Genomic DNA, 25188 nt, shown 5'->3' with positions numbered 1-25188 from the left:
TATCTGCCGTTATTGTTTATAGCTATGTCGTACTATCCTTTCACGTATATCACCTGCTTGGTTTCAAAAAACTCTTCGGTAAAGTGATCTTTTAAATAATATTGCTGCACCTTTAAGCCCGATTCTTTGATCTCCTGCTCCAAATCTCCGCCTTTTAAATAAAGGATGCCGTTGGGCAACGTATTGTTTGATGCTTTGTTAAACTTGCCCCTCACCCATGGGTAAAAATCCTTCAACTGGGTAACCGCCCGCGATACCACAAAATCAAACTGACCGGGAACGTCTTCGGCCCGCGTGTGCGTGGCTGTAACATTTTTAAGGCCGATAGCTTTGGCCACTTCCTGTACCACTTTTATCTTTTTTCCGATGGAATCTACTAAATGAAACTGCGTTTCAGGAAACATAATAGCCAGCGGTATACCGGGGAAACCGCCTCCGGTGCCCACATCCATTACCCGTTCGCCGGGCAAAAAGGCCATCACTTTGGCAATCCCCAGCGAGTGCAGCACATGGCGTTCGGGTAGCAATTCAATATCCTTACGGGATACTACATTAATCTGATCGTTCCAGTGCTGGTACAGGGCCGGTAATTGGCTGTATTGCTGCAATTGCTGTTCGGATAAATGGGGGAAATATTTGGATACCAGGTCAGATCTCATCTTTTTTAATATGGCTAACAATGCTGCCTAATAAATAACGGGCTTTAAACAACTGCCCTTTTACGGTGCCAATAGGCAGGTCAAGCTGCTGGGCTATCTCCTCGTACGATAGCTCGTCGAAATAGCGTAGAGTAATCAGCCGGCAGTAACGCGGCGGCAAGCTTTCTATTAATGTTTTCAGTTCGCGTGTTTGCTGGCTCTTTATCCAGGTTTCTTCGGGGTTTAAAACATCGGCTGCTATCTGCAAGCTGCGTTCTTCCCCATCGTCGTCCATCATGCCGTTCAGCGAAAGCGTATTCAGCTTTTTTTTACGGATAAAGTCGATACAATTATTAGTAGCAACCCTAAACAGCCAGGTGCTAAACGCGTGACTTGGCTGATATTTATCTAATTTTTCAAAAGCTTTGCCAAAGGTTTCAACAGTAAGGTCCATCGCGTCCTCTTTGTTGTTTACCATTTTAAGGGCCATAAAGTAAATAGCATCTTTATACCGATGCATCAAATCGGCATACGCCCGCTGGTCTCCATCCAGTGCTTTCACCACCAGTTGGAAATCATTCTTTGCATTCTCGGTAAAATTAGTATTTACTTCCATTGCGTTGTTTTAATAAAGGTACCGATAAGACCGAAAATATTCAGATAAAAATAATATAGCATATCTAAAAACGGTAAATAAAACAGCAAGTCCTTAGCATTCAATTTTTTAAATATCCTGATGTAAAAAAACAACTGTATCGCCAACCTTAAACCGAACAAACCTAATGCCAGTAATGGTTCAAAATTTAAAATAAGAGATATGATGAGCAACAGATAATAAATAAACCCGCTCAAGGCATCGGTAGTGAGCATACGGCGGTGGCGGTCTTTGTAAAACTTACCTACGCCCATGTGCCGCTTTTTTTGCCGGTACCAGCCGGATAGATCTGTTTTAGCCTGGCTATAGGTAAAAGCATCGCGGTCAATCTCTATCCTTACATTACTTTCTGTTGCGTTCTGGTTCACAAAAAGGTCGTCATCGCCCGAAATGATATGCATGTGCGATGCGAAGCCCTTTGACTTAAAAAACAAAGTTTTGGTATAAGCCATATTGCGGCCTATGCCCATATAGGCATCGCCCCCCAATGCGGCCGACAAATAATTGATGCCGGTTTTTAAGGTTTCGAAACGGATAAAGGTATTCATGATACCGCCTGATTTTTGATACGGCGAGTAGCCCAGCACCAATTCGGCCTTACCATCAAAATTGCGGGCCATCAGCCTGATCCATTGTGTAGATGCGGGGATACAATCGGCATCGGTAAATAAAAGATGCTCGTTTGCAGCGGCTTTAATGCCCAGGGTTAAAGCAAACTTTTTACCTGTTTTAAAACGGTCGTGCTCGGTAATGGTCACCACTTTAAGGCGCGGATAGTTAGCCTGCATATCCAGCAAAAGGATGTCCGATCCATCAGACGAGCAATCGTTGATCAGGATAACCTCAAAATCGGGATAATCCTGCGCCATAATAGCCGGTAAAAACTGGCTCAGGTTTTTAGCCTCGTTACGCGCGCTGATGATAACAGATATGGGGATAACAGCGCTTGGTTCAGTTTCAGCGGGTGGGATTTTATAGGCCGCCAGCCTGCTATATTTCCCAATTAAAAAGTATAACTGGATAATAAAACAAAGCTGAAAAAGAACGAATAAACTGATATGTATATAATTTTCCAAACGGGTTAAAATAAGCGTGTAAAATTGGCAAAAATGAATGGTAATTCCCTTAATATCGCGTAAATATTGTTAACATAAAAAGGAAAGCTACCTTACCGAATTTGACGGCTGTTTAGCAGCCCCGGCCAAAAAATCAGCAGCGTCCTGCGCCCACTGGTGTGGATACATTTTTAAATATTCCTGATGCCCCGCCAAAGGGAATAAGCTTAATTGCTTTATCCCGCCCAAATTATTATAAATAGCGTCAATTTCCTGGCGCGATACCTTATCATCTTTCTGCCCGTACATTAATAAAACAGGGCATTTTATGCTTTTAGCATACTCCTGCGGATTATGAGCGAACGCGTTAAATTTATTTTCTACCCCGCCCCAAAATACCAGTAAATTAGCCATAGGAAAAGCCGGGACATGCATGTTTTTAAACCTGCCCTGTACCGTTTTGAGCATGGTACCAAAAGGGCATTCCATTATTATGGCTTTGATTTCGGGAGCATCATCTTTCATACATTTCATAATAGCAACTGCACCCATGGATGAGCCATAAAGAATGATGTTTTTTTCGCCCATTTGGCTAATATGGTCTATGGCGGTTTTAACTTCTTTTGCCTCATAAAAACCAATGGTAGTTTGGTTTCCTTCCGAGCCTCCCGAGCCCATAAAATCAACCAATAAGGTATTGTATCCTAAATTATTAAATACCATAGCCTCACCCAATGATGCACTTTTTTCGCTACTGTAACCATGAAATAATATCACGGTTCCTTTTGCCTGGGGATGTTTAATATACCAGCATGCTATGTTTTTATTACTCTTTAGGGTAATTGTTTCAAAAGGGATATCCGGCTTGCTCAAATTTACAGGCCGGGGATTACTGACACCGAATAACAGTGTCTTCAACTTGTCCACAAATGAAAGCTGTGTAGCATCCCTGGTTTTTGCTTTGCCGCTATTATCAAAATGGGTGAATTTATAAGCATGAAATCCGGCAACAATATTCATTATTAAGAATAAGGACAAAATAAACCACATCATGCGCTTGAAGAAAGTTTTTGGGTTGAGCTTCATAAATTACTGACTGTAGCTAATATAGCTGATTTATTTTGATATAGGCATTGCCATTGGGCATCGGCATATTCGGGCTATTCTCACTTTATTTGCTAATTTTGCTGCCCGATAATGAAATTTACTTTAACAGCACAGGATAAGCTTTCCAAAGCGCGCGCGGGCGAGATCACCACAGATCACGGTACGATACAAACCCCTATTTTTATGCCGGTTGGCACGGCGGGTACGGTAAAAGCCGTTCACCAGCGCGAGCTGATGCAGGATATAGAAGCCCAGATCATTTTGGGGAATACCTATCATTTATACTTAAGGCCGGGCTTAAATACCATTGAACAAGCCGGTGGCTTACACAAATTTAACGGATGGGATAAACCCATTTTAACCGATAGCGGCGGCTACCAGGTATACTCGCTGACGGATGTGCGTAAGATCAAAGAAGAAGGCGTTACCTTCCGCTCGCATATCGATGGTTCAAAGCATTTGTTTACGCCCGAAAACGTGATGGATACCCAGCGCACCATTGGCGCCGACATTATTATGGCCTTTGACGAGTGCACGCCTTACCCTTGCGAATACCATTATGCCCGCCGGTCTATCGAAATGACGCACCGCTGGCTAAAACGCTGCTGCGACCGCTTTGACAGCACCGAACCTAAATATGGCTACAGCCAAACACTGTTCCCCATTGTGCAGGGATCGGTTTATAAAGATCTGCGGGTAAAGTCGGCAGAAGTGATCGCTTCGTTTGAGCGGGAGGGTAATGCCATTGGCGGCCTTTCGGTTGGCGAACCGGCCGAAGAAATGTACGCCATGACAGAAATTGTGTGCGACATATTACCGGAGCAAAAACCACGTTATTTAATGGGCGTTGGCACACCGGTAAACATACTGGAAAATATTGCCCTTGGTATAGATATGTTTGATTGCGTAATGCCTACCCGTAATGCCCGTAACGGCATGCTTTTTACAAAAGACGGCATTATCAATATCCGTAACGAGAAGTGGAAGAATGATTTTAGCGCCATTGAGGCCGATAGCGACCTTTGGGTAGATACGCAGCACACTAAAGCTTACCTGCGCCACCTGGTAGCATCGGGCGAGATTTTGGGCGCGCAGATAGCCAGTTTACATAACCTGCATTTTTACCTGTGGTTGGTTACCACAGCCCGCGAAAAGATCATCAGCGGTGAGTTTTACGAATGGAAAAAAATAATGGTTAACCGCTTAGGGCAAAGATTATAATGACATCCTTTTTAAAGAGACATTTTAAGGTTATCGACCGGTATATCATCAGCAAATACCTGGGTACGTTTACGTTTACCCTGGGCATATTTGTGGTGATTACCGTAGTGTTTGATATATCCGAACGCCTGGATAACTTTTTAAAAGGGAAAGCGCCTATCCATGATATCATATTTCAATACTATGCCGGCTTTGTGCCCTTTTATTTGAATATGCTGTCGCCGCTAATCAATTTCCTGGCGGTGATCTTCTTTACAGCCAAAATGGCCAACCAAACCGAAGTTGTGCCTATATTGAGCGGAAAGGCCAGCTTTAACCGGTTTTTACGCCCTTATTTTATATCGGCAACGGTGGTATTCTTCTTCTCGTTTTTGGCCAATGTATTTTTGATACCGTATACCAACCGCCTTAAAAACACCTTCGAAAATACCTATTTTAATGACGTTGACCCCACCCGCAGCGAAACCCATATTCAGTTAGATAAGCACACTTTTGTTTACCTGCAATCGTACGATGAAACTACCCACATGGGTTATAATTTTATTTTGGAACGTTTTGATGGGGATACCTTACGGCAAAAGCTAACAGCGCCGCAAATCAGGTACGATTCGATAAAACATATCTGGTCGATGCCTAATTATACGGTAAGATATGTAAACGGACTGAATGAGAAACTGATTAGTTTAACCAATAAAGATACCGTGTTAGATATGCGCCCAACCGATTTTGTGGTGCGCAATAATGTATACATGGCTATCTCCACTAAAGAACTGCATAAAGATATTATTAAAGAAAAATTACGCGGGACGGGCGTTTTAATTGATATGCAATTTGAGGAATACAAGCGTTTTGTATACCCGCTCTCTACCTACGTGCTTACGATGATAGGCGTGGCTATCTCATCCCGCAAGGTGCGCGGGGGGATAGGACTGCCCCTGGGTATCGGCATATTTTTGTGTTTCGCTTATATTGTGGTTGATAAATTTGCCTTTGTATTTTCTATAAAAGGGGGCATGCCGCCTATTATTACTGTACTTATCCCCAATGTATTATTTGGCATATTGGGCTACTATTTACTTGTAAAAGCGCCCAAATAATGCCTGCTGCCCCAAAACCGGACGGACTAAACAAGAACCTCATTATCCTGCATTTTACGGTTTTTATATGGGGATTTACCAGTATTTTAGGTCAGCTAATTTCTATTTCGGCGGTATCTTTGGTTTGGTACAGGGTACTTATCGCGGCCGTAAGCCTGTTCCTATACTTTAAATTCAGCCGCACTGATATTAAGATCAGCAAGGAAACTTTTTTTAAACTGATATTTACAGGTGCGCTTGTAGGCGGCCATTGGATCCTTTTTTTCCAGGCTATTAAATCTTCTACCATCGCGGTAACGCTGGTTTGCCTGTCATCCATCACTTTGTTCACCGCTATTTTTGAGCCTTTATTTAATAAAAAGAAGATCTCCAAACTGGAGATATTAGCCGGCAGCCTGATCATTATTGGCATCCTTATCATTTTTAAATTTGAAACAAGATACACTAAGGGTATCATATTAGGACTACTAAGCGCCGTTTTCGCCAGCCTTTTTGCTATCATTAATTCCAAACAGGTTAAAACTATAGCTGCTCCGGTTATCGCTTTTTACGAACTTTCGGGGGCACTGTTCTGGATCACTATTTTCCTTTTTATCACCAAAGGCTTTAACCAAAGCATGCTGCTGAAGAATAGCGACATTGCCTATTTGGTGATATTAGGCACTATATGCACATCGCTTGCTTACGTTGCAGGAGTATCCGTAATGAAAGCGATCTCGGCATTTAAGGTGGCCCTGATCACTAACCTCGAGCCGGTTTACGGCATACTCATGTCGTTCATGTTTTTTGGCGACAGCAACAAAATGAAGCTGGGATTTTGGATAGGCGCGCTCATTATCCTATCTACTATTTTCCTTTTCCCACTGGCCCAAAATCGTATCGCGCGGTACCGGTCACGTTAAACCGCTCCCGGTAGGGGAGTGTACCAGGCTTTTCTGCACCTTCTTTCCCAATACCTATTCGTATACATTTTAATGATCAATGGCAAAAAACAGGGCTTAAAAAGCGCGTTCTATTGCCTGTTTCAAAACCTTGTTAGTGTAATAAACATACGCTATAATATACTGATATAACGAATTTCGTTCAGGATATTGCATACACAACTATATACTTGATTTACAACACATTATAATATTCTATTTTTACAAGGTAAAGATGGTATATAATCACCTAAGCAATAAACTGATTATATAATAATATTTTATAAGTCAACTAATTATATAAATTTAATGAAGTAATATATCATATAAAAACCACCAAGCGAAAAGATAAAATCTAATTTTTTTAGCATATACCGAATACAAGACAATTATAAGAACATAATTAATTATAAATCAAATAAATAACTACTTTTAATTAATGCATTGAAATACATACAAGCTCATTTGAATCAAACTTCAAAATAGTGTATTGGATTTGCTTATCTGCAGGCACAAAAATCATCTCCAAATAAAGCAAGTAACATTTGGGGTGTTGTTAAAACTGCTTTACCTCAGGGCAAAAACAGAAGTATCAGGGGTCTCAAATTTCCGGCATATATACTTCCATGAAATTATGGCTCCCGGCGAGCGCCTTCCCGTCGATGCAGATCACGCAAACAGTTTTTACCAACCACCAGATATTTGTTTTTAATAAACATTTTAAAACCTGATATTAGATACAGCTTAAACAAAAAACAGGGCCATGAGAATAAAGACCATCTTCCTAATTGTTATCACCATTTTGCTCACCATTGTGATTATGCAAAACAGCGACCCGGTATATTTAAAAGTATTGTTCTTTACTACCCGCACATCCAAATTATGGATGATGCTATGGGTTGCCCTTATTGGCTTTGTGATCGGCTATTTGGTGGGCCGGCCTAAAACAAAAAAACTGGGTAACGATTACGGCCATGGTTATGACGAAGGAGATGACAAAACCCACGAGGGCCTGAATAAAAACAAACCCAATACACTAAGCGATGAAGACAGGGATTATATTAGTGGAGATTAAGGTTAGTGATTAGAGATTAGAGATTGGTTAATTAGTGATTAGGAAACTCAGAGCTTGAAACTAATCTCTGATCACCAATTAAGTAATCACTATCCTACACCCCATAAAAAACCTGGTCACCCTTTTCCATCGCCGACAGATCGGGCTGCTGTTTAAATATCCCGAAGACGGAAGCCCCGCTCCCGCTCATGCAGGCGTATAATGCACCAGCCTCATATAGGGTAGCTTTCACCCCTCTTATCACCGCGTGGTTCTTAAATATGCTTTCTTCAAAATCGTTTTTGATATAATGCTTCCATTCGTTCACCGGTAAACGGATAAGGTCCTTTAACGAAGCGTCGGCAGGCTTGGGTTTTACACCACGATAGGCCTCGGCGGTTGACACATGGGCAGGCGGCATGACCAGTACGATATGATAAGCCGACAAATCAAGATCGATACTTTCAAACTCATCCCCTTTACCAAAAGCATACACCGGTTTGCTGTCTATAAAAAAGGCGCAATCGGCACCTAATACCCTTACGTAATCGCGCATTTGTCCGGCATCCAACCCTAAAGAGAATTCTTGATTGAGCAGCTTGATAAAAAACGCCGCATCGGCCGATCCTCCGCCTAAACCCGCCCCTATCGGGATGTGCTTATGCAGGTGGATATTTACCGGCGGCAGGTCAAAATCTTTTTTCAGCAGATCGTATCCCTTCAGGCAAAGATTATCCTCTACCCTGCCGGGTATGCCCAAACCTGACGCATTAAAGCTCATTTGGCTGGCCGGGACAATTTCCAGCGCATCGTAAATTTTCACAGGATAAAAAACGGTTTCCAGATCGTGATAGCCATCCGGGCGCCGCCGGGTAATATTTAAGCCGATGTTGATTTTTGCGTTCGGGAATGCGATCATATAATTCTCTTAACAACGGCCTGTATTTTTAAACATCCGTAGGATACCAAAAATAGATTATTTTTCTTTGTAGATGCAAGTGCAAGCGAAGCTTGCGGTTCATAGATCATAGTTCATGGTTATTAGTCCTTACAAGACTAATACACATAGGCTATGAACCATGAACCATCACCCATGAACTAATAAACATGAAACAATATCTCGACCTGATGCGCCACGTACTGGAAAACGGCGCCCAAAAGCATGACCGTACCGGCACAGGCACCATCAGCGTGTTTGGCTACCAGATGCGTTTTAACCTGCAAGAAGGTTTCCCGCTGGTGACCACCAAGAAACTGCACCTGAAATCCATCATACACGAGTTGATCTGGTTTTTAAGCGGCGATACCAATATCAAATACCTGAAAGATAACGGCGTTAAAATATGGGACGAATGGGCCGATGCCGATGGCAACCTTGGCCCGGTTTATGGCTATCAGTGGCGGTCGTGGCCCACGCCTGATGGCCGGCATATCGATCAGATCAGCCAGGTGGTAAAAACATTGAAGAACAATCCCGATTCGCGCCGTATCATGGTATCAGCCTGGAACGTGGGCGATGTGGAGCACATGGCCTTGCCGCCATGCCATAGTCTGTTCCAGTTCTATGTAGAGCCCCCTAACCCCTTAAAAGGTGAAATGCGCGGCAAACTATCCTGCCAGTTATACCAGCGCAGCGCTGATATATTTTTAGGTGTGCCTTTCAACATCGCTTCATACGCACTCCTAACCATGATGATGGCGCAGGTATGCGACCTGGATTACGGCGACTTTATCCACACCTTCGGCGATGCGCACCTGTACAATAACCATATCGAACAGACCAACCTGCAACTCAGCCGCGAGCCAAGGCCGCTGCCAACCATGAAGATCAACCCGGATGTAAAGAACATCTTCAATTTTAAGTTTGAAGATTTTACGCTGGAGAATTATGATCCATGGCCGCATATTAAGGGGGCTGTGGCGGTGTAAATTGGGTCATTGGGTCATTGGGTCATTGGGTCATTGGGTCATTGGGTCATTGGGTCATTGGGTCATTGGGTCATTAAAATGAATTAGATAATAATTTCATTGTTTTAATTAAATGAGTAATAGAATAGAAGATTTAGAGATATACCAGTTATCAGAAGCATTAGCTGATGAAATATGGGATATCGTATCTTCGTGGGAGTACTTTGCGAAAGATACAGTAGGCAAACAAATTGTACGATCTTCGGATTCAATTAGCGCAAACATTGCCGAAGGCTTCGGACGCTTTCATTATAAGGAAAACAAGAACTTTTGTTATTTTAGTCGAGGATCGATAATAGAAACCAAAGGCTGGCTAAAAAGGTCTGTAAAACGAAACCTGATCTCTGATGAGCAATATTTAGATCTCATCAATAAACTGGAGACAATTCATCACAAGTTAAATATTTATATAAAATTCATTGGGAAACAGGAGTCAAAAGTAATGACTCAATGACTCAATGACCCAATGACCTATATATGATCATCTCCGCCGTAGTAGCCATAGCCGAAAATAATGCCATTGGTAAAAACAACCAGCTGTTATGGCGTTTGCCTAATGATCTGAAACATTTTAAGCAGATCACTACCGGGCATACCGTAATTATGGGCCGTAAGACTTACGATTCGGTCGGCAAACCATTGCCAAACCGCCGTAATATTGTCATCACCCGTAAAAAAATGGAGATAGCAGGTTGCGAAGTGGTGGGTTCTGTTGAAGAGGCTTTGGCCTTATGCGCAGGCGAACCGGAAGTATTTATTGTAGGCGGCGCCGAGATCTATAAACTGGCTATGCCGGTAACCAACCGCATTTATTTAACCATCGTTCATCAGGTATTTGATGCCGATGCCTATTTTCCGCCTGTTAATTATAATGAGTGGACCGAAACCGAACGGGAAGACCATGGTACCGACGAAAAGCACGCCATCCCCTACTCATTCATCACCCTGCAGCGCCGCTAACATTTTCTGTCATCAAATTGTTTTAATTTAAAATTTTTGGGTTGCGAAATTTTATTAGATTTGCCGTCTTATTTAAAAAGGCTATAAACTAAATATATACATACAAAATAACAATGCAAGGTAAAGGGGTTATTAAATTTTTCGCCATTCTGCTGGCTGTTTCATGCTTGTATCAGCTATCATTTACGTGGGTGACCAAGAAAGTTGAGAAGGATGCCGAAGTTTATTCAAAAGGGAACGAACAAAAAAGAAAGGCTTATCTGGATTCGATATCCGGCCAGCCGGTTTACCCGGTATTTAACCATACCTATCAATATTGTAAAAACAAAGAGCTTGCTCTTGGTTTGGACCTTAAAGGTGGTATGAACGTTACAATGCAGATCTCGTTAGCCGACCTGATCAAAGCATTAGCAAACAAGAATCCTGATCCTGATTTTAACAGGGCCCTTAGCGCTGCTAACCTGGATGCCAAAACCAGTCCTGACAATTTTATCAGCCTGTTTATGGCTGAGTATAAAAAGATCAGTCCTAACGGTAAACTGGCCCCTATCTTCGCTACAAAAGAAAACAGCGCGCACATTAAGTTTGACGCGTCAAACAGCGAGGTTGAATCATTTTTGAAAGACCAGGCAAACACTGCAGTTGGTCAATCTTTCAACATCCTGCGCACCCGTATCGATAAATTTGGTGTAACACAACCAAATATCCAGTTGCAACAGGGCACCAACCGTATTTTAGTTGAGCTACCGGGTGTAACCGATAAAGAGCGTGTACGTAATTTACTGCAAGGCTCGGCCAAGCTGGAGTTTTACGAAACTTACGAGAACCAGGAAGTTTACCAGTTACTGGTAAATATTAACGGAATACTGGCTGCAAAAAACAAAACTGCTGCTAAAGGCATCGATACTGCAAAAACTGCCGCCGTTGCTAAAACCGATACCGCTAAAAAAGCAGGATCGTTATTAAGCAAAGTAAAAACAGATGCCGCTAAAGATACTTCATCATTAAAAGGCAAACTGAAGGTAGAAGCTGAAAACCCATTGTTTGCTAAACTACAGCCTATCACCTACCAGGGCCAAAACGGTCAGCAGGCTTTACGCCCGGGCCCGGCTGTTGGTTATACTTCAGAAAAAGATACAGCAGCTGTCGACGCTTTCCTGGCTCTGCCTGAAGTAAAAGCAGTAATGCCACAAAACCTGAAACTGGTTTGGGGCATTAAACCGCTCGACAAAACCAAGATCTTTGAACTATACGCGCTGAAACTATCTGGCGCTACCAATGGCCCGGTATTATCTGGCGAAGCCATTACCGATGCCAACTCCGACATTAACCCGCAAACCGGTTTGTATGAAGTTACCATGGATATGAACTCCGAAGGTGCACAAGCCTGGGCAAGGGTAACCGCGGCAGCTGCCGGTAACGTAAAAGACGAGAACGACAACCGCTCGATAGCCATATCGCTTGATGATAACGTAGTATCGGCTCCTCGTGTAAGTAACGAGATCACCGGTGGACGTTCATCTATCAGCGGTAGCTTTACACAAGAAGAAACCAAGGATTTGGCCAATATCCTGAAAGCTGGCCGCTTACCCGCCCCTGCACGTATTGTACAGGAAGAAGTGGTTGGCCCATCTTTAGGCCAGGAATCTATCAACCATGGTTTAGCTGCAAGTTTGGCAGGTTTAGCTGTGGTGTTAATATTTATGGTTGCCTACTATAACCGCGCAGGTACTATCGCGGTAGTAGCGGTAATTATCAACGTATTCTTCCTGATGGGTGTATTAACCAGCTTAGGCGCTGTGTTAACGCTTGATGGTATTGCCGGTATTATCTTAATACTGGGTATAGCCGTGGATGCCAACGTACTGATATATGAGCGTGTGCGCGAAGAAATGAGCCATGGCAAATCTATCCGTATTGCGGTTGCCGATGGTTTTAAACACGCTTTACCCTCTATCTTAGACTCTAACATCAGTACCTTCCTTACCGGTTTAATATTAGCCACATTTGGTTCGGGCCCGATATTGGGTTTCGCAACTACGCTGATGATCGGTATCGTTACTTCCCTGTTCTGCTCGTTATTAATCTCAAGGTTAATATTTGAGTGGATGCTGGAAAAAGGCTGGGATATCAAATTCTCTAACCCATGGAGTTCGCACACTTTTAAAAACGCCAACTACGCGTTCGTTAAAAACCGTTTCAAGTTCTACGCCTTCTCGGGTATATTTATCACCATCGGTATTATATCTATGGTAACCCGCGGGTTTAACTATGGTGTAGATTTCCAGGGTGGACACACTTACGTAGTTAGCTTTAATAAAGCTGCAGACGTACAGGTAATCCGTGTTGCTGCCGACAAAACATTGGGTTTAGGTAAAACCGAGGTAAAAACCTTTGGTAAGGATAGCCAGGTAAGGTTAACCACTAACTACCTGATCGAAGATAACTCAAGCGATGCCGATGCTAAAGTTGAAGCAGCTGTACGTAAAGTGGTATCAGGCGTTAACCCAACCTACAAAATAGAAAGCCAGCAAAAAGTTGGGCCAACCATTGCAAACGATTTGAAAAAATCAGCTATATGGACCGTAATCTTCGCCATTTTTGTCATCTCGGGTTATATCCTGATCCGTTTCCGCAAATGGCAGTTTAGTTTAGGTGCGATGATCGCTACCGCGCATGATGCTTTACTGGTGCTTTCATTCTTCTCGATATTTAAGGATGTATTACCATTCTCGCTGGATATCGATCAGAAATTCATAGCGGCCATATTGACCGTTATTGGTTACTCCATCAACGATACCGTGGTAGTATTCGACCGTATCCGTGAGTTCCTTGACCTGCACCATTCAAAAACCGATGACCCTAAAACGGTTATCAACCAGGCTATCAACAGCACCTTAAGCCGTACCATTATAACTGCTTTAACCGTTATATTTGTACTGGTAGTGTTGTTCATATTTGGTGGCGATGTACTGCGCGGTTTCTCGTTCGCGTTATTGATCGGGGTTATCTTTGGTACCTATTCGTCGATATGCGTAGCCACGCCGGTTATTATTGACTTTGGTAAAAAAGATTTAAAATAATAGTGTAAATATTATTTATATCTAAGGCTCCAAAGAACATTTGGAGCCTTTTTTGTTATACAAAATCAGCTGAAAGCTAAATGCCAAAAGCACGTAGTGATCGGTAAAGTAATAAGTAATTTATAAAGTTTAACTATTTAGCTTTATGCTTTAGCATTCAGCTTTAAGCTAAAAAAATATGGAGATAGCAGCCCAAACCAAATTCCCTTTAGTTGTTATTGTAGGCGCAGGCTTTGGTGGCCTTGAAGTGGCCAAAAACCTGGCCGATAAGCCTGTTGAAATATTAATGCTGGATAAACATAACTACCACGTTTTCCAACCACTGTTATACCAGGTGGCCACCGGCAGTTTAGAGGCCGAGTCGATCGCCTTCTCTATCCGTAAAAACTTCGGCAGCCAAAAAAACTTTCGTTTCCGGATAGCCGAAGTAATGGGTGTTAACCCCGCAACCAATACACTGGATACCACTATTGGCGATATTAAATACGATTACCTGGTGATAGCCACCGGATCGACCACCAACTTTTTTGGCAATAAGGATATTGAGCATTATGCTATGCCCATGAAAAGTATCCCCGAAGCGCTTAACCTGCGCTACCTGATCCTGCAAAACCTGGAGGAATCTGTACTGCAAAAAACAAAAGAGGAACGCGAACCCTATCTTAACTTTGTGCTGGTAGGCGCCGGCCCTACCGGTGTAGAACTTGCCGGGGCATTGGCTGAATTGCGTAACCACGTTTTAACCAAAGACTATCCCGAACTGCGTAAGGAGCATATGAATGTGTACCTGGTTGATTTTATGCCCAAGGTATTAGGCCCCATGTCTGAAGAAGCATCAAAAGCGGCTAAGGATTTCCTGTTAAAAATGGGTGTGGAAGTGTTGCTGAATAAAAAGGTAGAGGGTTATGATGGTACCACTATTAAGTTTGAAGACGGCCAAACCATCCGCACCAAAAACGTCATCTGGTCGGCAGGTGTAATGGGTGTGGTGCCTAAAGGTGTCCCCGAAGCAAGTATCATCCGGGGTAACCGTATACAAACCGACGCCATTAACCGCATAGAAGGCACCACCAATATATTTGCCATTGGCGATGTAGCCGCCGTAATAACCGAGGATACGCCTAAAGGACACCCCGGCGTGGCGCAGGTAGCCATACAACAGGGCCAGCAGGTTGCTAAAAACTTAATCCGTATAATTAATGGCGAGCCTACCAGGCCGTTCAAGTATTTTGATAAAGGATCTTTAGCAACCATTGGTCGTAATAAAGCCGTGGCCGATTTAGGCAAGATCAAGTTCCAGGGTTTTTTTGCCTGGCTGATATGGATGTTTGTGCACCTGGTATCACTGTTGGGTTTCCGTAATAAGGTCATCGTGTTTATTAACTGGATAGGCAGCTATATCAACTATAATGGTGGTACAAGGCTTATCATTCGCAGGTTTGTGCGGGATAATGTGCCCGAAGACGCCAAACATCTGCCAAAAACCGAATCATGAACCCAATTAAGCTAACCGAGTGCCCGCGCGATGCCATGCAGGGCCTGCACAATTTTGTACCAACCGATATTAAAGCGGCTTATATTAACCTGCTATTAAAGTGCGGTTTTGATACCATTGATTTCGGCAGCTTTGTATCGCCCAAAGCCATCCCTCAAATGCAGGACACCGCAGCCGTGCTGGATTTGCTGGATATGGATAGCACCTCATCCAAACTATTAGCCATTATAGCCAATTACAGGGGCGCAGAGGAAGCCGCGCAGCACAGGCACATTACTTACCTCGGCTATCCTTTCTCTATCTCTGAGACGTTCCAGAAGCGCAATACCAACTCAGGCATCGATCAGTCGTTTGAATTGGTTAAGCAAATGCAGGATCTATGCCAGCAAAAAAATAAAACCTTGTTAGTTTACTTGTCTATGGGTTTTGGCAACCCTTACGGTGATGAATGGAATACCGACCTGGTTTTAAGCTGGGCCGCGAAGATGGTAGCTGCCGGAATTAAGAACATTGCATTAGCCGATACCATAGGCATGGCAACGCCGAAACAGATTAGCGAAATATACCCTCTGCTCACACAAACATTCAGTGATATAGATTTTGGAATCCACCTCCACTCCACACCTGATACCTGGCGCGAAAAGATCGACGCCGCCTACCAAAGCGGGTGCCGGCATTTTGACACCACCATAAAAGGCTACGGTGGCTGCCCCATGGCAAAAGATGACCTTACAGGCAATATCGCTACCGAAAACGTGTTGACTTACCTAAAGGAGCAAAGTATCGATACAGGCGTTGATATGGCGCGGTTTAATGAGGCGATGGTGTATTCGGGTAGGATATTTGGTTAGGCGTACATTAATTTGCCTTTAGGAGATGGGATCTCCCGTCCCAATGCTTTTGCTGTTTCAATCCATTGTCCTATAACAATATTTACATTGTTTAACGCTTCAGCATAATTTTCGCCATCCGCCATACAACCGGCAAGTTCAGGAACTTCTGCTATTATAGCATTGTCGTCTTTGCTCCAATATAATATGATTTCATATTTATTTTCCATCTCTCACCAATTTGAATTTTAAAACAATGTTTCGTACCTGCTTAACCTGATAAGGCTTAGCCTTATTATCTTTCGGCTGTATATTAATAATTTCTTCTATGCCGTCTTTATAAAATATTTTATGACTGCCGCCTGTGTTCCTTTCAGTAAAGCCTAAGTTCAAAAGAATACTTCGTAAATCATCAAAACTGAAATTATTATCCGCATTTCCAGATAATAGTTTCAATAACAGTTTATCAAATTTACTCATTTTTTCACCATTTTATAATGCCTTATCCCCGCTTCCTCAAATTCCGGCCCGGTTTTTTCAAAGCCAAACTTCTCGTATAGCGTTACGGCCTGTATCTGGGCATGCAGGTAAACATAACCGGCGCCGGGAGGCAAATCAGCTAATACAGCCTTTACCAGGGCCTGCCCTACGCCATAGCCACGGAACTTTTGCAGCACGGCAAAGCGTTCCAGTTTGTACCCCTTATCAGTTTTACGCCAGCGCGATGCCCCCGCGGGTTCGCCATCTACAGTGGCTAAAAAATGGTTCGATTCATCTTCAAACTCCCACTCCAGTTCGGGCGGGCAGTTTTGTTCACCTACAAAAACTTCTCGGCGTATGGCAAAAACCTTCTCTAGCTGGGCAGGATCAGTAACTTTATTTACTTGTATCTTTTTGCTTTCGGGCATTGATGTAATGTGGTTTGGTTCTAAAGTTGGCTAATTTGCTATTATGGTTTTCTTCGGCGGCATCAATAGAATGGCTACAGGTTAAATCATCTTCCTTAGCTGCCAGCGCATATAATTTAACATAGTACTTATGCAACTGGTCCAGGTCTTTTTCGGTTAGGTCCTCAATATCCACCATGCGGTTACTGGCCCCCTGGTGCGATGCCAATAGCTCATTCAGTTTCAAATGTATCGCTTTTGAGTCTTTATTTTGCGATTTCTGGATCAGGAAAACCATTAAAAAAGTCACAATAGTGGTACCGGTATTAATAATGAGTTGCCAGGTATCCGAATAATGAAAAACAGGCCCTGTAATAATCCATATAGCAATAACCGAAATTGCGGTAATAAATGCGGCCGAACTCCCCGTTGCCATAGTGGCCCAATTAGAGAAACGTTCGAAAAAATTCTTCTTGATTTTTTTTTTCATTGGGTATTAATAAATATCATTAAATGTAAACGAAAAACGCCAGTACAACAATGTACCGGCGTTTTTGTGACAGAAAAAAGCAAACTTATAATTTGCTGTTCACATCAATACAATTCAGATCCTCGAATGCTACGGTTAAGCGTTTCACAAAGTTTTCTTCGCCTTTACGCAGCCATACGCGCGGATCATAATATTTTTTGTTTGGAGAATCCTCGCCATCGGGGCTGCCGATCTGGCTTTGCAGGTATCCTTCTTTTGATTTATAATAATCTTTAATGCCTTCCCAGTAAGCCCATTGCATATCGGTATCGATATTCATTTTAATGGCGCCGTAAGAAATAGCCTCGCGGATCTCTTCCTGGCTGGAACCTGAACCACCATGGAATACAAAGTTGATCGGTTTTTCGGCATCAAGATTAAACTTCTTCTTCACATACTCCTGCGAGTTATGCAGAATAATCGGTTGCAACTTCACATTACCCGGTTTGTAAACACCATGCACGTTACCAAAAGCGGCCGCAACGGTAAAGCGCGGACTAACCTTCAATAAATGCTCATACGAATAGGAAACTTCTTCGGGCTGGGTATATAAGCGTGAGCTGTCAACATCGCTGTTATCAACACCGTCTTCTTCGCCGCCGGTTACCCCTAACTCTATTTCAAGGGTCATGCCCATTTTAGCCATACGCTCCAGGTATTTGGCAGATATTTCTATATTCTCTTCAATCGGCTCTTCCGACAGATCAAGCATGTGCGAGGAGAACAGAGGCTTTCCGGTTTCGGCAAAATGTTTTTCGCCATAATCTAACAAACCATCTATCCATGGCAATAGCTTCTTAGCCGCGTGGTCGGTATGCAGTATTACAGCTACACCGTAATGCTCGGCCAGTAAATGCACGTGTTTAGCGGCAGATACGCCACCCAAAATGCAAGCCTGCAGCTTTGAGTTATCTAATGATTTACCCGCGTAAAACTGGGCGCCACCATTTGATAGCTGGATAATAACCGGCGATTTTACCGCGGCGGCAGTTTCCAGCACAGCATTTACAGTATTGGTACCAATAACGTTTACAGCCGGCAACGCAAACTGGTGCTTTTTGGCTATTTCAAACAGTTCCTGCACCTGGTCGCCATGCAGTACCCCTTTATAATTTTTTAGATCCATTGACTTAAGTTTGAGCCCGAAGGTAAAAAATTTATCGGCTTTTTAACAAATTATACGCGTATAAATATAACAGCATCTGCAAAAAATGATCACTTAACCAATCAGATAAAGCCGGGTAACATTAACCAGCCTTATTAAAAAACCGGCTCATCTATATCACCACATTTTTGCTGGGTTCTATTTTATGAAAATCATGATTAAATGGCACAGGCCCGGTATACAAGTTCAGTCTGGATACTTCTTTATCCACTACACGCTGAAGACAAATATCGATAAGCGTTGTACTGTTTGGCTTAATAACCTGATCAAAAAACTCAGCATCAGCCTGTATGTTGAACGGGAGATATTTTATAAACCCTTTATCCCGGTGCGGTTCAACTGTTATCCCTAATTTTTTTATGCCATTAAGTTTGGGCCGCAACACTTTACCTTTATACTTAATAGCATCGCAGCCATGCATCACATCATAATTCATATAATAGGTTACCGTTTGCGGCGATAACCTGTTACATTGCCTGTCTACAAAAAAGCCTTCAGGCAAATGGTTGGCATCATTGTCATCACCTGCCGTAAATGTCAGGTCATAATTGATTACCGGATAATTCTCTGAATCATGGATCCTGAATATGACCATCGAAAAACGATCGTGGTAAAAATACCTGTCGTGGATAAAGATTGTACCGTCTACCTTTTCAACCCTTTCGTCTTTTTGAACCGCAGCTGTCCTTTCTTCAAATGTTTTAGACAATGCATCATAATCCGTTTTACTTTTTACTTTAATACAATCTAAAATAGCATCAACCAATTGCTTGCTTTGTGGGTTATCGCCAGTGGGATTACCCGTAGGGCTGGCCATGATACCCATTGTGGTATCGGAGTGCGATTTTTTGGGCACTATCAGGAAAGCCGTTGCCGGGGCTGTATAATATTCAACTGTTGGTACTTCGGCTACATAGTTATCCCCACTATAAGTGATCGCACCTTGCTTAACGCTTACATAACTGGCATTGAGATTAGCGGCCGCGCTGCGTACTACACCATCAGACCCAAGCTCGCCAGTATATGTATTAAGATTGTCATAAAGTTTCCTGTCAATTGATTGCCCTATTATGGCAAAAGGAAATATACCATTCGCGCTAATCTCTCCGCCTTCATTTTTGATCCACCTGGCATTAAGCTCCCATGCTTTATCACTGCCTAATTCAAGCCAGTTCAATACACCCTGGCCCGGTTCAACACCACTCAACCACGACTTTAACCTGCTTATTTTTGATTTGCCTAACTGGGCTAACGCCGAGCCAAAATTAGCGGGGGCCAGCATGATCAGATGGCTCATGGGGCACACACCACCTTTAAATTTAGGCCTGCCCGCGGGTTCCGGATTATAATAACTATCATACCAATCCCTAACTACCGGGCCGCCGGTTGAGTGTGTAATGCAGACAAAGCGATCGCCATTAGCTATTTCTGCACTTAACTGTTCCTTCACAGCAGTTTCAAACGCTCTTGAAATATCCTGCAACTGCACCTCATCATGAAAACTAATGTATTGCCCAAGATAAACATTTTTAACAACCGTTTCGTTGGTTCCGTTTGTTTCGTTTTGGAGGCGAAGTGGGAGTTCGCCATAGGTATCAAGGTTTGTGACACTCCAACCGTGTACAAAAACAAGTATTAGATTTTCGTCGTTCATGATTTAAAGATTCAGGGATGAGATCATAATATTACTACATTATCTTAATATTTCAATGAATCGCTCAAATTTTTAGCCTGGTACGGAGATTTCTCAAAACCCACATCTGATTTATAAACATAATACTATCCCATTTTTATCCTTTATGAACTTTTTTCGTTTCTTTGTAAGAAAATTGAAGGAAGAAGAATCAAATATGTCGTGGTTTAAAAGGGAACTTAAAGGAATAATTACGTCTACTGAAGACAAGAAGGAAGCTCCTGACGGGATATGGAACAAATGCCCGCAATGTAAAAAACCGTTACACTACTCCGAGCAGGTTGAAAACCAGTATGTTTGCCACTATTGCGGCTATCATATCCGTATAGGATCTAAAGAATACTTTTCTATTTTATTTGACAATAACGAGTTTACCGAGTTATTCCCGAACCTGACGTCGGGCGATCCGCTACACTTTACCGATACTAAAAAATACAGCGACCGGCTAAAAGATACCATCAAAAAAACCGGCCTAAATGATGCCATCCGCGCCGCGTATGGTAAAATTGAAGGACAGGATATTGTAATTGCCTGTATGGATTTCAATTTCATCGGCGGTTCTATGGGATCGGTAGTGGGTGAAAAAATTGCACGGTCTATTGACCATAGCATTGCCACAAAAGCCCCTTTCCTGATGATATCCAAATCGGGCGGAGCAAGGATGATGGAGGCAGCCTTCTCTTTAATGCAGATGGCAAAAACATCGGCCAAGCTGGCTTTACTGGCACAGGCCAAAATTCCGTACATATCTTTACTAACCGACCCTACCACAGGCGGTGTAACCGCATCCTATGCCATGCTGGGCGATATCAATATTGCCGAGCCGGGTTCACTGATTGGCTTTGCCGGCCCCCGGGTAATTAAAGAGACGATTAAGAAAGACCTGCCGAAAGGCTTCCAGACTGCCGAATTTGTGCAGGAACACGGTTTCCTTGATTTTATTGTCGACCGCCGCGAGATGAAGGATAAGCTGGCATCATTTTTAAAGATGATGAGTAATTAAGGTTAAAGCTGAAAGGCGAAAGCTAAAAGGTATACAAACAAAAGCGGCCCAAAATTCGGGCCGCTTTTGTTTTACTATTTATTTACCGGTGTTACACCATCATCCAGCACTAAATAGCTACTGGGTTTTAAGCCGTTGGTTTCTAACTTTTTATCTACCTCGCTGTAATGGTTGTTATGGATCAGCACGTTTGATGTATTGCTGCCATTGCCGCCTAAGTTAATAGCCGTTTTTGCCAGACTAAAGCTGTTATCCTCAAATATCACATCGGTTACCGCGTTGGCATTACCGCCGGGTGAAGTGCGCATGTAAGAATATTCGGTCATTTTATTCCGGCGTACTATGGTGCCAATGCTTAATCCGCTGCCGCCCGCGCCTATCAGGTTAATATTTTGAAAGCCCGAATGCCCGCGATCATCTACCCCCCACCAGTGGGTATAATTGCCTTCCTTAAACTCGCAATTTACAATATCAATATACCAGTTAGGCTGCTTGCCATGATATAGCAGCGAACCACGACCTACAATGCCATTACAGCGGTTCATTTTTAAGCCAGATATCACCGCGTTATCGGTTGAGCCATAGAATTGATAAGCGCCGGCATCCGTCACCTGGTTATTTACAAAGGCAAAGTTCTTCCTAACTGTAGTAACGCTGATAATGGAAGTAGCATCAGGCTGTACCAGGAAAGGATGATCAAGCTTAATAGTATCCTGCCCATGGCTCACAATCCGCCGAAACTGCCCTGCCCCTTTTCCCTCAATAATATACAAGCCACCCCCTATCCATTTATTATTTACCCACTGGTATTTGTTAGTTAGATCTGATGGGATCACCAGCGTATTTCCACTGGCGTTTACGATATTACCGGCATAACCGCCGCTGCCGCCATCAAAAGTCATACATTCGCGGTCGTTAGTGTAATTGTACGGGATAACGTTGCGGGCCTCGTAAAAATCGTGGCTTTCATCAACCGTTGCGCAATAGCCATAACCGTCGGCCTGTTTAAAGCAATCTTCAAAGATCAATCCTTTGGGATGTACCAGCATGTAAGGCTGGTTAACGCCGGTACCTTTACGTTCAAATTTACAGTTTTGGATAAAGCCGCTTGCCGCGAAAAAGGTGTACATCCCGCTCGAATTAAAATCGCAGTTCCGCACCTTCAGGTTCTCGCCCCGCAAAATGATCCCTGTTTTTTGCCAGCGACTGTTGATCTCAGCTTCTACCACGTCGCGGTTAGCCTTTACCTGGTAAACCTTTCCTGATAACTCGGCCGATTGCCTTACCAGTAAGTTTTCCAGCGTTACGTTGCCCTGCCCGGCCGGCGAACCGGTTTGCATAATAATTCCCCAGGCTCTTGAAGCCCATAAAACCATATTTTTTATGCCGAAATGATGTGTCCCGCTGATCAGGCTGTTTGGCAATTGGTTAGTATCCCAACCTAAGGGGTTCCAGAATAGCTGCACCAATTCGCGCGATTCGCCTTTCAGCATGGTATTGGGCGACAGGATCAGTTCGCTGGTTAGCTGATAGCGCCCGCGCGGCACATATACGGTACCGCCGCCATTTTTCCCGGCGGCATCCAACGCGGCGCGGAATGCATCGGTTTCGTTATTCACACCATCGCCCTTAGCGCCAAAGTCCTTCACGTTGAAGATCTTTTTATCCCAAAGCTCGGCCATTTTATCTTCTACAGCTATCTTTAATGGCTCGCTCCAGGCGGTTTTGCCACCCTGCCCATTGTGATAATATAAATGATAGCTACCCGCGGGTGTACCTGCCGGGATATTGACACTCACCGAGTAATCATCAAAGGCTTTAGTCACCTTTGCACGTACCGTTTTCCCATTTGTACCAATAAGTACAGCCTGCCCTGCCGAACCTTTCCTGAACAGGTTTTTACCCTGGATACGCAGATAATCGCCGGGGTTGGCTTTTAGAAAGCCCTGCTCGCTGATGGCCCACATCACCTTAGGGATATTGATATAAAAAGTAACCGCAGGGTTGCCTGCGCTGTTTAGTTTTACACTATAAACCCCTTCCTGCCAGGCAGCCGGAATAATGAATTTTAATGATTGCCCGGTTTGCATCAATTTATTAACGGTTACTACCTGGTTCTGCGTTAAAGCGTCGGCCCTTTGTTTGGTGCCGCCGTTATCCAGCAGGTCGTCCTCGCGCGGAAGCGGTACGTAGGTTGGCAGCGCTGTATCAACATTATCATTAGTTAAGCGGCATACCTGTATGGTGGTTACCTTGTCTAAATACTCGCCGCGCACCTGTACGGCATCACCGGGACGGGTTTCGGCTGTGCTAACCTGGAATAACTTTGGTGCGTTATCGTTGATTTGCGCAATAGTTGTGATAGTATTCAATGTGATCAAGGCGCCTATCAACAGCGCCGGAAGTATGCGGTTCTTCATCAATTTATTGTTCATCGGTTGGGTAGATTAATAGCCGTATTTTTTTAAATATTCGGGAATGGGGGTATCGTAATAGTTTTGCAAAAAGTTGTCGGTATCGCCGTTTACAGGGTCTTTTACCTGCAATACTTCCAGGTTATCCATATTGATGGCTACATCGGTAAACTTTAAACAGATATTGCCGTAGGTAACGGGTTTTTCGGTATCAATCCCCGACAGGATTAGCTTATTATCGTAATAAACCTCGTAATTGCGGTCGAGCATTTTGACCATTAACTGGTGCTTGGTGCCGTTAAAATAGTTGGGGAGGCTGACCGATTTAGAGAAAACTACAGCGCCCGCGTCATACTTCTCAAAAAACAGCTTATTACCTTCGCGCAGGGCAACGGCGTAATATTTTGGTGCGCCGTATACCGATATATTCTGATATCTCAGCTGCATTAAAAACTCGCTGGTGGGTTTGCTTGCGGCATCAAAAGTGAGGTCGATACTTACCTGATAATCGGCCCATTTCTTGTTTCCAAGATAGAAGGTGCCGTCGCCATTTTTACGCCATGAACGTCCGCCATCTGCATTCTTTGGTAGATTGCCATATTTAATGCCATTCCAAACCGGGTTGATGATGCTGACGGGTTTATTTGATAAGCTACCATCGTCAAAATTATCGCGCAATAGCGTGCCTTCCTTTACCGGCATTTTATCTTTAAAGTTTTCTTCGGCAGGCAGGTAATGTTCTTCGTATTGAATGTCCCAATCGCTGAAGGTAGCCTCGGCTTTTCGTCCTGATCCCTCCTGCTGTGAGTAGCCAATTTGCGATTCGCTGCCCGAACACCCGTAAAAGCCGATCAATGATTGTTCGCCCACGTTGGCGATAACCGAATTGCCTTTAGTCCAGTCGCCTTTCGCATTTTTATAATACCCGGTAAAAACTGAACCCTGCCTGATGAGCCTGATCTCCATAGGGAAAGTAAGTGTAGTAATGCGGGTATAAAGCGTTTGGTCGTTATCGTTTACACGATAAAACAGCAATAAATCGCCTGTGGCGCTGGTTTCTAAATGCACATTGGCCGCGCCTAAAGCTGCGCCCGATCGCATCATGATCCCCGCTGAACCAAAGTTCAGTTTTTCGATCTTCACGCTAATGGTTGAGCGCGAGCAATCATCGTAAGGGAAAGCTTGCGGCTGCGATGCAAAACTGTACGAGTCTGACTCGAAATAACAATGAACCGTATTTTGGGTAGTGATGGTCAGCTTGTTCTTTTCCTGCTTCATATCCCCTTTAGCGCCCGCGCCAAAATTGGCAAAGTCCCAATGATCATCGGCTAAAGCAGGCAAGGGTAAAATTGCAGCGAAACCTAAAATTAGCCGCACAAAAAATAAGGTTCGTTTATTCATTTCTTTTGTTCTT

General features: G+C 43.4%; 24 protein-coding genes. 11 read left to right on the top strand and 13 right to left on the bottom strand.

The features are described from left to right. Window positions 1–32: 32 nt before the first annotated feature. The 4 genes from rsmG to AC07M6_RS01995 all read right to left on the bottom strand — a co-directional run bounded on the left by rsmG (window position 33) and on the right by AC07M6_RS01995 (window position 3368). Window positions 33–659 carry a 16S rRNA (guanine(527)-N(7))-methyltransferase RsmG gene (rsmG, locus tag AC07M6_RS02010; RefSeq protein ID WP_494887144.1) on the bottom strand — a complete coding sequence of 209 codons (627 nt, stop codon included), beginning with the start codon at window positions 657–659 and terminating at the stop codon, window positions 33–35. Next, the gene (locus tag AC07M6_RS02005) at window positions 649–1254 is read right to left on the bottom strand and encodes an RNA polymerase sigma factor (RefSeq protein WP_494887143.1); all 606 of its coding nucleotides are present in this window, start codon (window positions 1252–1254) and stop codon (window positions 649–651) included. Before AC07M6_RS02005 ends, rsmG begins: the two co-directional genes overlap by 11 nt. Next, window positions 1245–2369 (bottom strand): glycosyltransferase, encoded by a 1125-nt coding sequence (locus tag AC07M6_RS02000; protein WP_494887141.1) that lies wholly within the window; start codon window positions 2367–2369, stop codon window positions 1245–1247. The genes AC07M6_RS02005 and AC07M6_RS02000 overlap by 10 nt, the downstream gene beginning before the upstream one ends. Window positions 2370–2456: 87 nt before the next feature. Further along, entirely contained in the window at window positions 2457–3368 is a 912-nt protein-coding gene (locus AC07M6_RS01995; protein WP_494887139.1) for an alpha/beta hydrolase, read from the bottom strand. Between the two features lie 177 nt (window positions 3369–3545). On the opposite strand from AC07M6_RS01995, the gene tgt reads away from it, so the two are divergent. From tgt to AC07M6_RS01975, 4 genes are all read left to right on the top strand, one after another. After that, window positions 3546–4676, top strand: coding sequence for a tRNA guanosine(34) transglycosylase Tgt (tgt, locus tag AC07M6_RS01990; protein ID WP_494887137.1), 1131 nt, complete (start codon window positions 3546–3548; stop codon window positions 4674–4676). After that, on the top strand, window positions 4676–5773 hold the full coding sequence (locus tag AC07M6_RS01985) for an LptF/LptG family permease (RefSeq protein WP_494887135.1): 1098 nt from the start codon (window positions 4676–4678) through the stop codon (window positions 5771–5773). The genes tgt and AC07M6_RS01985 overlap by 1 nt, the downstream gene beginning before the upstream one ends. After that, window positions 5773–6675, top strand: a complete 903-nt coding sequence (locus AC07M6_RS01980; protein ID WP_494887134.1) for a DMT family transporter — start codon at window positions 5773–5775, stop codon at window positions 6673–6675. The genes AC07M6_RS01985 and AC07M6_RS01980 overlap by 1 nt, the downstream gene beginning before the upstream one ends. A gap of 781 nt (window positions 6676–7456) precedes the next feature. Then, window positions 7457–7768 carry a LapA family protein gene (locus AC07M6_RS01975; RefSeq protein WP_494887132.1) on the top strand — a complete coding sequence of 104 codons (312 nt, stop codon included), beginning with the start codon at window positions 7457–7459 and terminating at the stop codon, window positions 7766–7768. A gap of 94 nt (window positions 7769–7862) precedes the next feature. On the opposite strand, the gene ispE is transcribed toward AC07M6_RS01975, so the two are convergent. Next, window positions 7863–8666, bottom strand: a complete 804-nt coding sequence (ispE, locus tag AC07M6_RS01970; protein ID WP_494887130.1) for a 4-(cytidine 5'-diphospho)-2-C-methyl-D-erythritol kinase — start codon at window positions 8664–8666, stop codon at window positions 7863–7865. Window positions 8667–8854: 188 nt separating this feature from the next. On the opposite strand from ispE, the gene AC07M6_RS01965 reads away from it, so the two are divergent. From AC07M6_RS01965 to AC07M6_RS01940, 6 genes are all read left to right on the top strand, one after another. After that, window positions 8855–9676: a thymidylate synthase gene (locus AC07M6_RS01965; protein ID WP_494887128.1), complete on the top strand. Its 822-nt coding sequence runs from the start codon at window positions 8855–8857 to the stop codon at window positions 9674–9676. 112 nt (window positions 9677–9788) lie between these two features. After that, the gene (locus tag AC07M6_RS01960) at window positions 9789–10169 is read left to right on the top strand and encodes a four helix bundle protein (RefSeq protein ID WP_494887126.1); all 381 of its coding nucleotides are present in this window, start codon (window positions 9789–9791) and stop codon (window positions 10167–10169) included. Between the two features lie 23 nt (window positions 10170–10192). Beyond that, window positions 10193–10675, top strand: a complete 483-nt coding sequence (locus AC07M6_RS01955) for a dihydrofolate reductase (protein WP_494887125.1) — start codon at window positions 10193–10195, stop codon at window positions 10673–10675. 113 nt (window positions 10676–10788) lie between these two features. After that, window positions 10789–13758 (top strand): protein translocase subunit SecDF, encoded by a 2970-nt coding sequence (secDF, locus tag AC07M6_RS01950; protein WP_494887124.1) that lies wholly within the window; start codon window positions 10789–10791, stop codon window positions 13756–13758. 178 nt (window positions 13759–13936) lie between these two features. Beyond that, window positions 13937–15253, top strand: coding sequence for an NAD(P)/FAD-dependent oxidoreductase (locus tag AC07M6_RS01945; RefSeq protein ID WP_494887122.1), 1317 nt, complete (start codon window positions 13937–13939; stop codon window positions 15251–15253). Further along, entirely contained in the window at window positions 15250–16104 is an 855-nt protein-coding gene (locus AC07M6_RS01940; RefSeq protein WP_494887120.1) for a hydroxymethylglutaryl-CoA lyase, read from the top strand. Before AC07M6_RS01945 ends, AC07M6_RS01940 begins: the two co-directional genes overlap by 4 nt. Here the strand turns inward: AC07M6_RS01940 and AC07M6_RS01935 are convergent. From AC07M6_RS01935 to AC07M6_RS01910, 6 genes are all read right to left on the bottom strand, one after another. Continuing rightward, window positions 16101–16313 (bottom strand): type II toxin-antitoxin system HicB family antitoxin, encoded by a 213-nt coding sequence (locus AC07M6_RS01935; protein ID WP_494887118.1) that lies wholly within the window; start codon window positions 16311–16313, stop codon window positions 16101–16103. The two genes, AC07M6_RS01940 and AC07M6_RS01935, sit on opposite strands and share 4 nt — an antisense overlap. Then, on the bottom strand, window positions 16303–16563 hold the full coding sequence (locus AC07M6_RS01930; RefSeq protein WP_494887116.1) for a type II toxin-antitoxin system HicA family toxin: 261 nt from the start codon (window positions 16561–16563) through the stop codon (window positions 16303–16305). The genes AC07M6_RS01935 and AC07M6_RS01930 overlap by 11 nt, the downstream gene beginning before the upstream one ends. Further along, complete coding sequence (locus AC07M6_RS01925; RefSeq protein WP_494887114.1) at window positions 16560–16991, bottom strand: GNAT family N-acetyltransferase; 432 nt, start codon at window positions 16989–16991, stop codon at window positions 16560–16562. Before AC07M6_RS01925 ends, AC07M6_RS01930 begins: the two co-directional genes overlap by 4 nt. Further along, on the bottom strand, window positions 16960–17460 hold the full coding sequence (locus tag AC07M6_RS01920; protein WP_494887112.1) for a low affinity iron permease family protein: 501 nt from the start codon (window positions 17458–17460) through the stop codon (window positions 16960–16962). The genes AC07M6_RS01925 and AC07M6_RS01920 overlap by 32 nt, the downstream gene beginning before the upstream one ends. A gap of 85 nt (window positions 17461–17545) precedes the next feature. Beyond that, window positions 17546–18625 carry a class II fructose-bisphosphate aldolase gene (fbaA, locus tag AC07M6_RS01915; protein WP_494887110.1) on the bottom strand — a complete coding sequence of 360 codons (1080 nt, stop codon included), beginning with the start codon at window positions 18623–18625 and terminating at the stop codon, window positions 17546–17548. A 151-nt stretch (window positions 18626–18776) separates the two neighbouring features. Next, the gene (locus tag AC07M6_RS01910) at window positions 18777–20318 is read right to left on the bottom strand and encodes a lipase family protein (RefSeq protein WP_494887109.1); all 1542 of its coding nucleotides are present in this window, start codon (window positions 20316–20318) and stop codon (window positions 18777–18779) included. Between the two features lie 196 nt (window positions 20319–20514). On the opposite strand from AC07M6_RS01910, the gene accD reads away from it, so the two are divergent. After that, a complete protein-coding gene (gene accD, locus AC07M6_RS01905; RefSeq protein WP_494887628.1) occupies window positions 20515–21360 on the top strand; it encodes an acetyl-CoA carboxylase, carboxyltransferase subunit beta in 846 nt (281 codons plus the stop codon). Between the two features lie 74 nt (window positions 21361–21434). Here the strand turns inward: accD and AC07M6_RS01900 are convergent, their stop codons facing one another. Beyond that, on the bottom strand, window positions 21435–23795 hold the full coding sequence (locus tag AC07M6_RS01900) for a glycosyl hydrolase family 28-related protein (protein ID WP_494887107.1): 2361 nt from the start codon (window positions 23793–23795) through the stop codon (window positions 21435–21437). A gap of 12 nt (window positions 23796–23807) precedes the next feature. After that, on the bottom strand, window positions 23808–25175 hold the full coding sequence (locus tag AC07M6_RS01895) for a hypothetical protein (RefSeq protein WP_494887105.1): 1368 nt from the start codon (window positions 25173–25175) through the stop codon (window positions 23808–23810). Between the last annotated feature and the right edge of the window lie 13 nt (window positions 25176–25188).

The organism is Mucilaginibacter sp. GW821-FHT07H05, assembly GCF_059418485.1.
Note: the sequence above shows the minus strand (reverse complement) of the source record. Positions and strands in the feature narration are given on the sequence as shown.

Coding starts and splice junctions, on each gene's coding strand:
- AC07M6_RS01895 (WP_494887105.1), bottom strand. CDS start 25,175: ATGAATAAACGAACCTTATTTTTTGTGCGGCTAATTTTAGGTTTCGCT.
- AC07M6_RS02005 (WP_494887143.1), bottom strand. CDS start 1,254: ATGGAAGTAAATACTAATTTTACCGAGAATGCAAAGAATGATTTCCAA.
- fbaA (WP_494887110.1), bottom strand. CDS start 18,625: ATGGATCTAAAAAATTATAAAGGGGTACTGCATGGCGACCAGGTGCAG.
- accD (WP_494887628.1), top strand. CDS start 20,515: ATGTCGTGGTTTAAAAGGGAACTTAAAGGAATAATTACGTCTACTGAA.
- AC07M6_RS01940 (WP_494887120.1), top strand. CDS start 15,250: ATGAACCCAATTAAGCTAACCGAGTGCCCGCGCGATGCCATGCAGGGC.
- rsmG (WP_494887144.1), bottom strand. CDS start 659: ATGAGATCTGACCTGGTATCCAAATATTTCCCCCATTTATCCGAACAG.
- AC07M6_RS01995 (WP_494887139.1), bottom strand. CDS start 3,368: ATGAATATTGTTGCCGGATTTCATGCTTATAAATTCACCCATTTTGAT.
- AC07M6_RS01920 (WP_494887112.1), bottom strand. CDS start 17,460: ATGAAAAAAAAAATCAAGAAGAATTTTTTCGAACGTTTCTCTAATTGG.
- AC07M6_RS01955 (WP_494887125.1), top strand. CDS start 10,193: ATGATCATCTCCGCCGTAGTAGCCATAGCCGAAAATAATGCCATTGGT.
- ispE (WP_494887130.1), bottom strand. CDS start 8,666: ATGATCGCATTCCCGAACGCAAAAATCAACATCGGCTTAAATATTACC.
- AC07M6_RS01980 (WP_494887134.1), top strand. CDS start 5,773: ATGCCTGCTGCCCCAAAACCGGACGGACTAAACAAGAACCTCATTATC.
- AC07M6_RS01925 (WP_494887114.1), bottom strand. CDS start 16,991: ATGCCCGAAAGCAAAAAGATACAAGTAAATAAAGTTACTGATCCTGCC.
- AC07M6_RS01935 (WP_494887118.1), bottom strand. CDS start 16,313: ATGGAAAATAAATATGAAATCATATTATATTGGAGCAAAGACGACAAT.
- AC07M6_RS01945 (WP_494887122.1), top strand. CDS start 13,937: ATGGAGATAGCAGCCCAAACCAAATTCCCTTTAGTTGTTATTGTAGGC.
- AC07M6_RS01910 (WP_494887109.1), bottom strand. CDS start 20,318: ATGAACGACGAAAATCTAATACTTGTTTTTGTACACGGTTGGAGTGTC.
- AC07M6_RS01975 (WP_494887132.1), top strand. CDS start 7,457: ATGAGAATAAAGACCATCTTCCTAATTGTTATCACCATTTTGCTCACC.
- tgt (WP_494887137.1), top strand. CDS start 3,546: ATGAAATTTACTTTAACAGCACAGGATAAGCTTTCCAAAGCGCGCGCG.
- secDF (WP_494887124.1), top strand. CDS start 10,789: ATGCAAGGTAAAGGGGTTATTAAATTTTTCGCCATTCTGCTGGCTGTT.
- AC07M6_RS01985 (WP_494887135.1), top strand. CDS start 4,676: ATGACATCCTTTTTAAAGAGACATTTTAAGGTTATCGACCGGTATATC.
- AC07M6_RS01965 (WP_494887128.1), top strand. CDS start 8,855: ATGAAACAATATCTCGACCTGATGCGCCACGTACTGGAAAACGGCGCC.
- AC07M6_RS01900 (WP_494887107.1), bottom strand. CDS start 23,795: ATGAACAATAAATTGATGAAGAACCGCATACTTCCGGCGCTGTTGATA.
- AC07M6_RS01930 (WP_494887116.1), bottom strand. CDS start 16,563: ATGAGTAAATTTGATAAACTGTTATTGAAACTATTATCTGGAAATGCG.
- AC07M6_RS01960 (WP_494887126.1), top strand. CDS start 9,789: ATGAGTAATAGAATAGAAGATTTAGAGATATACCAGTTATCAGAAGCA.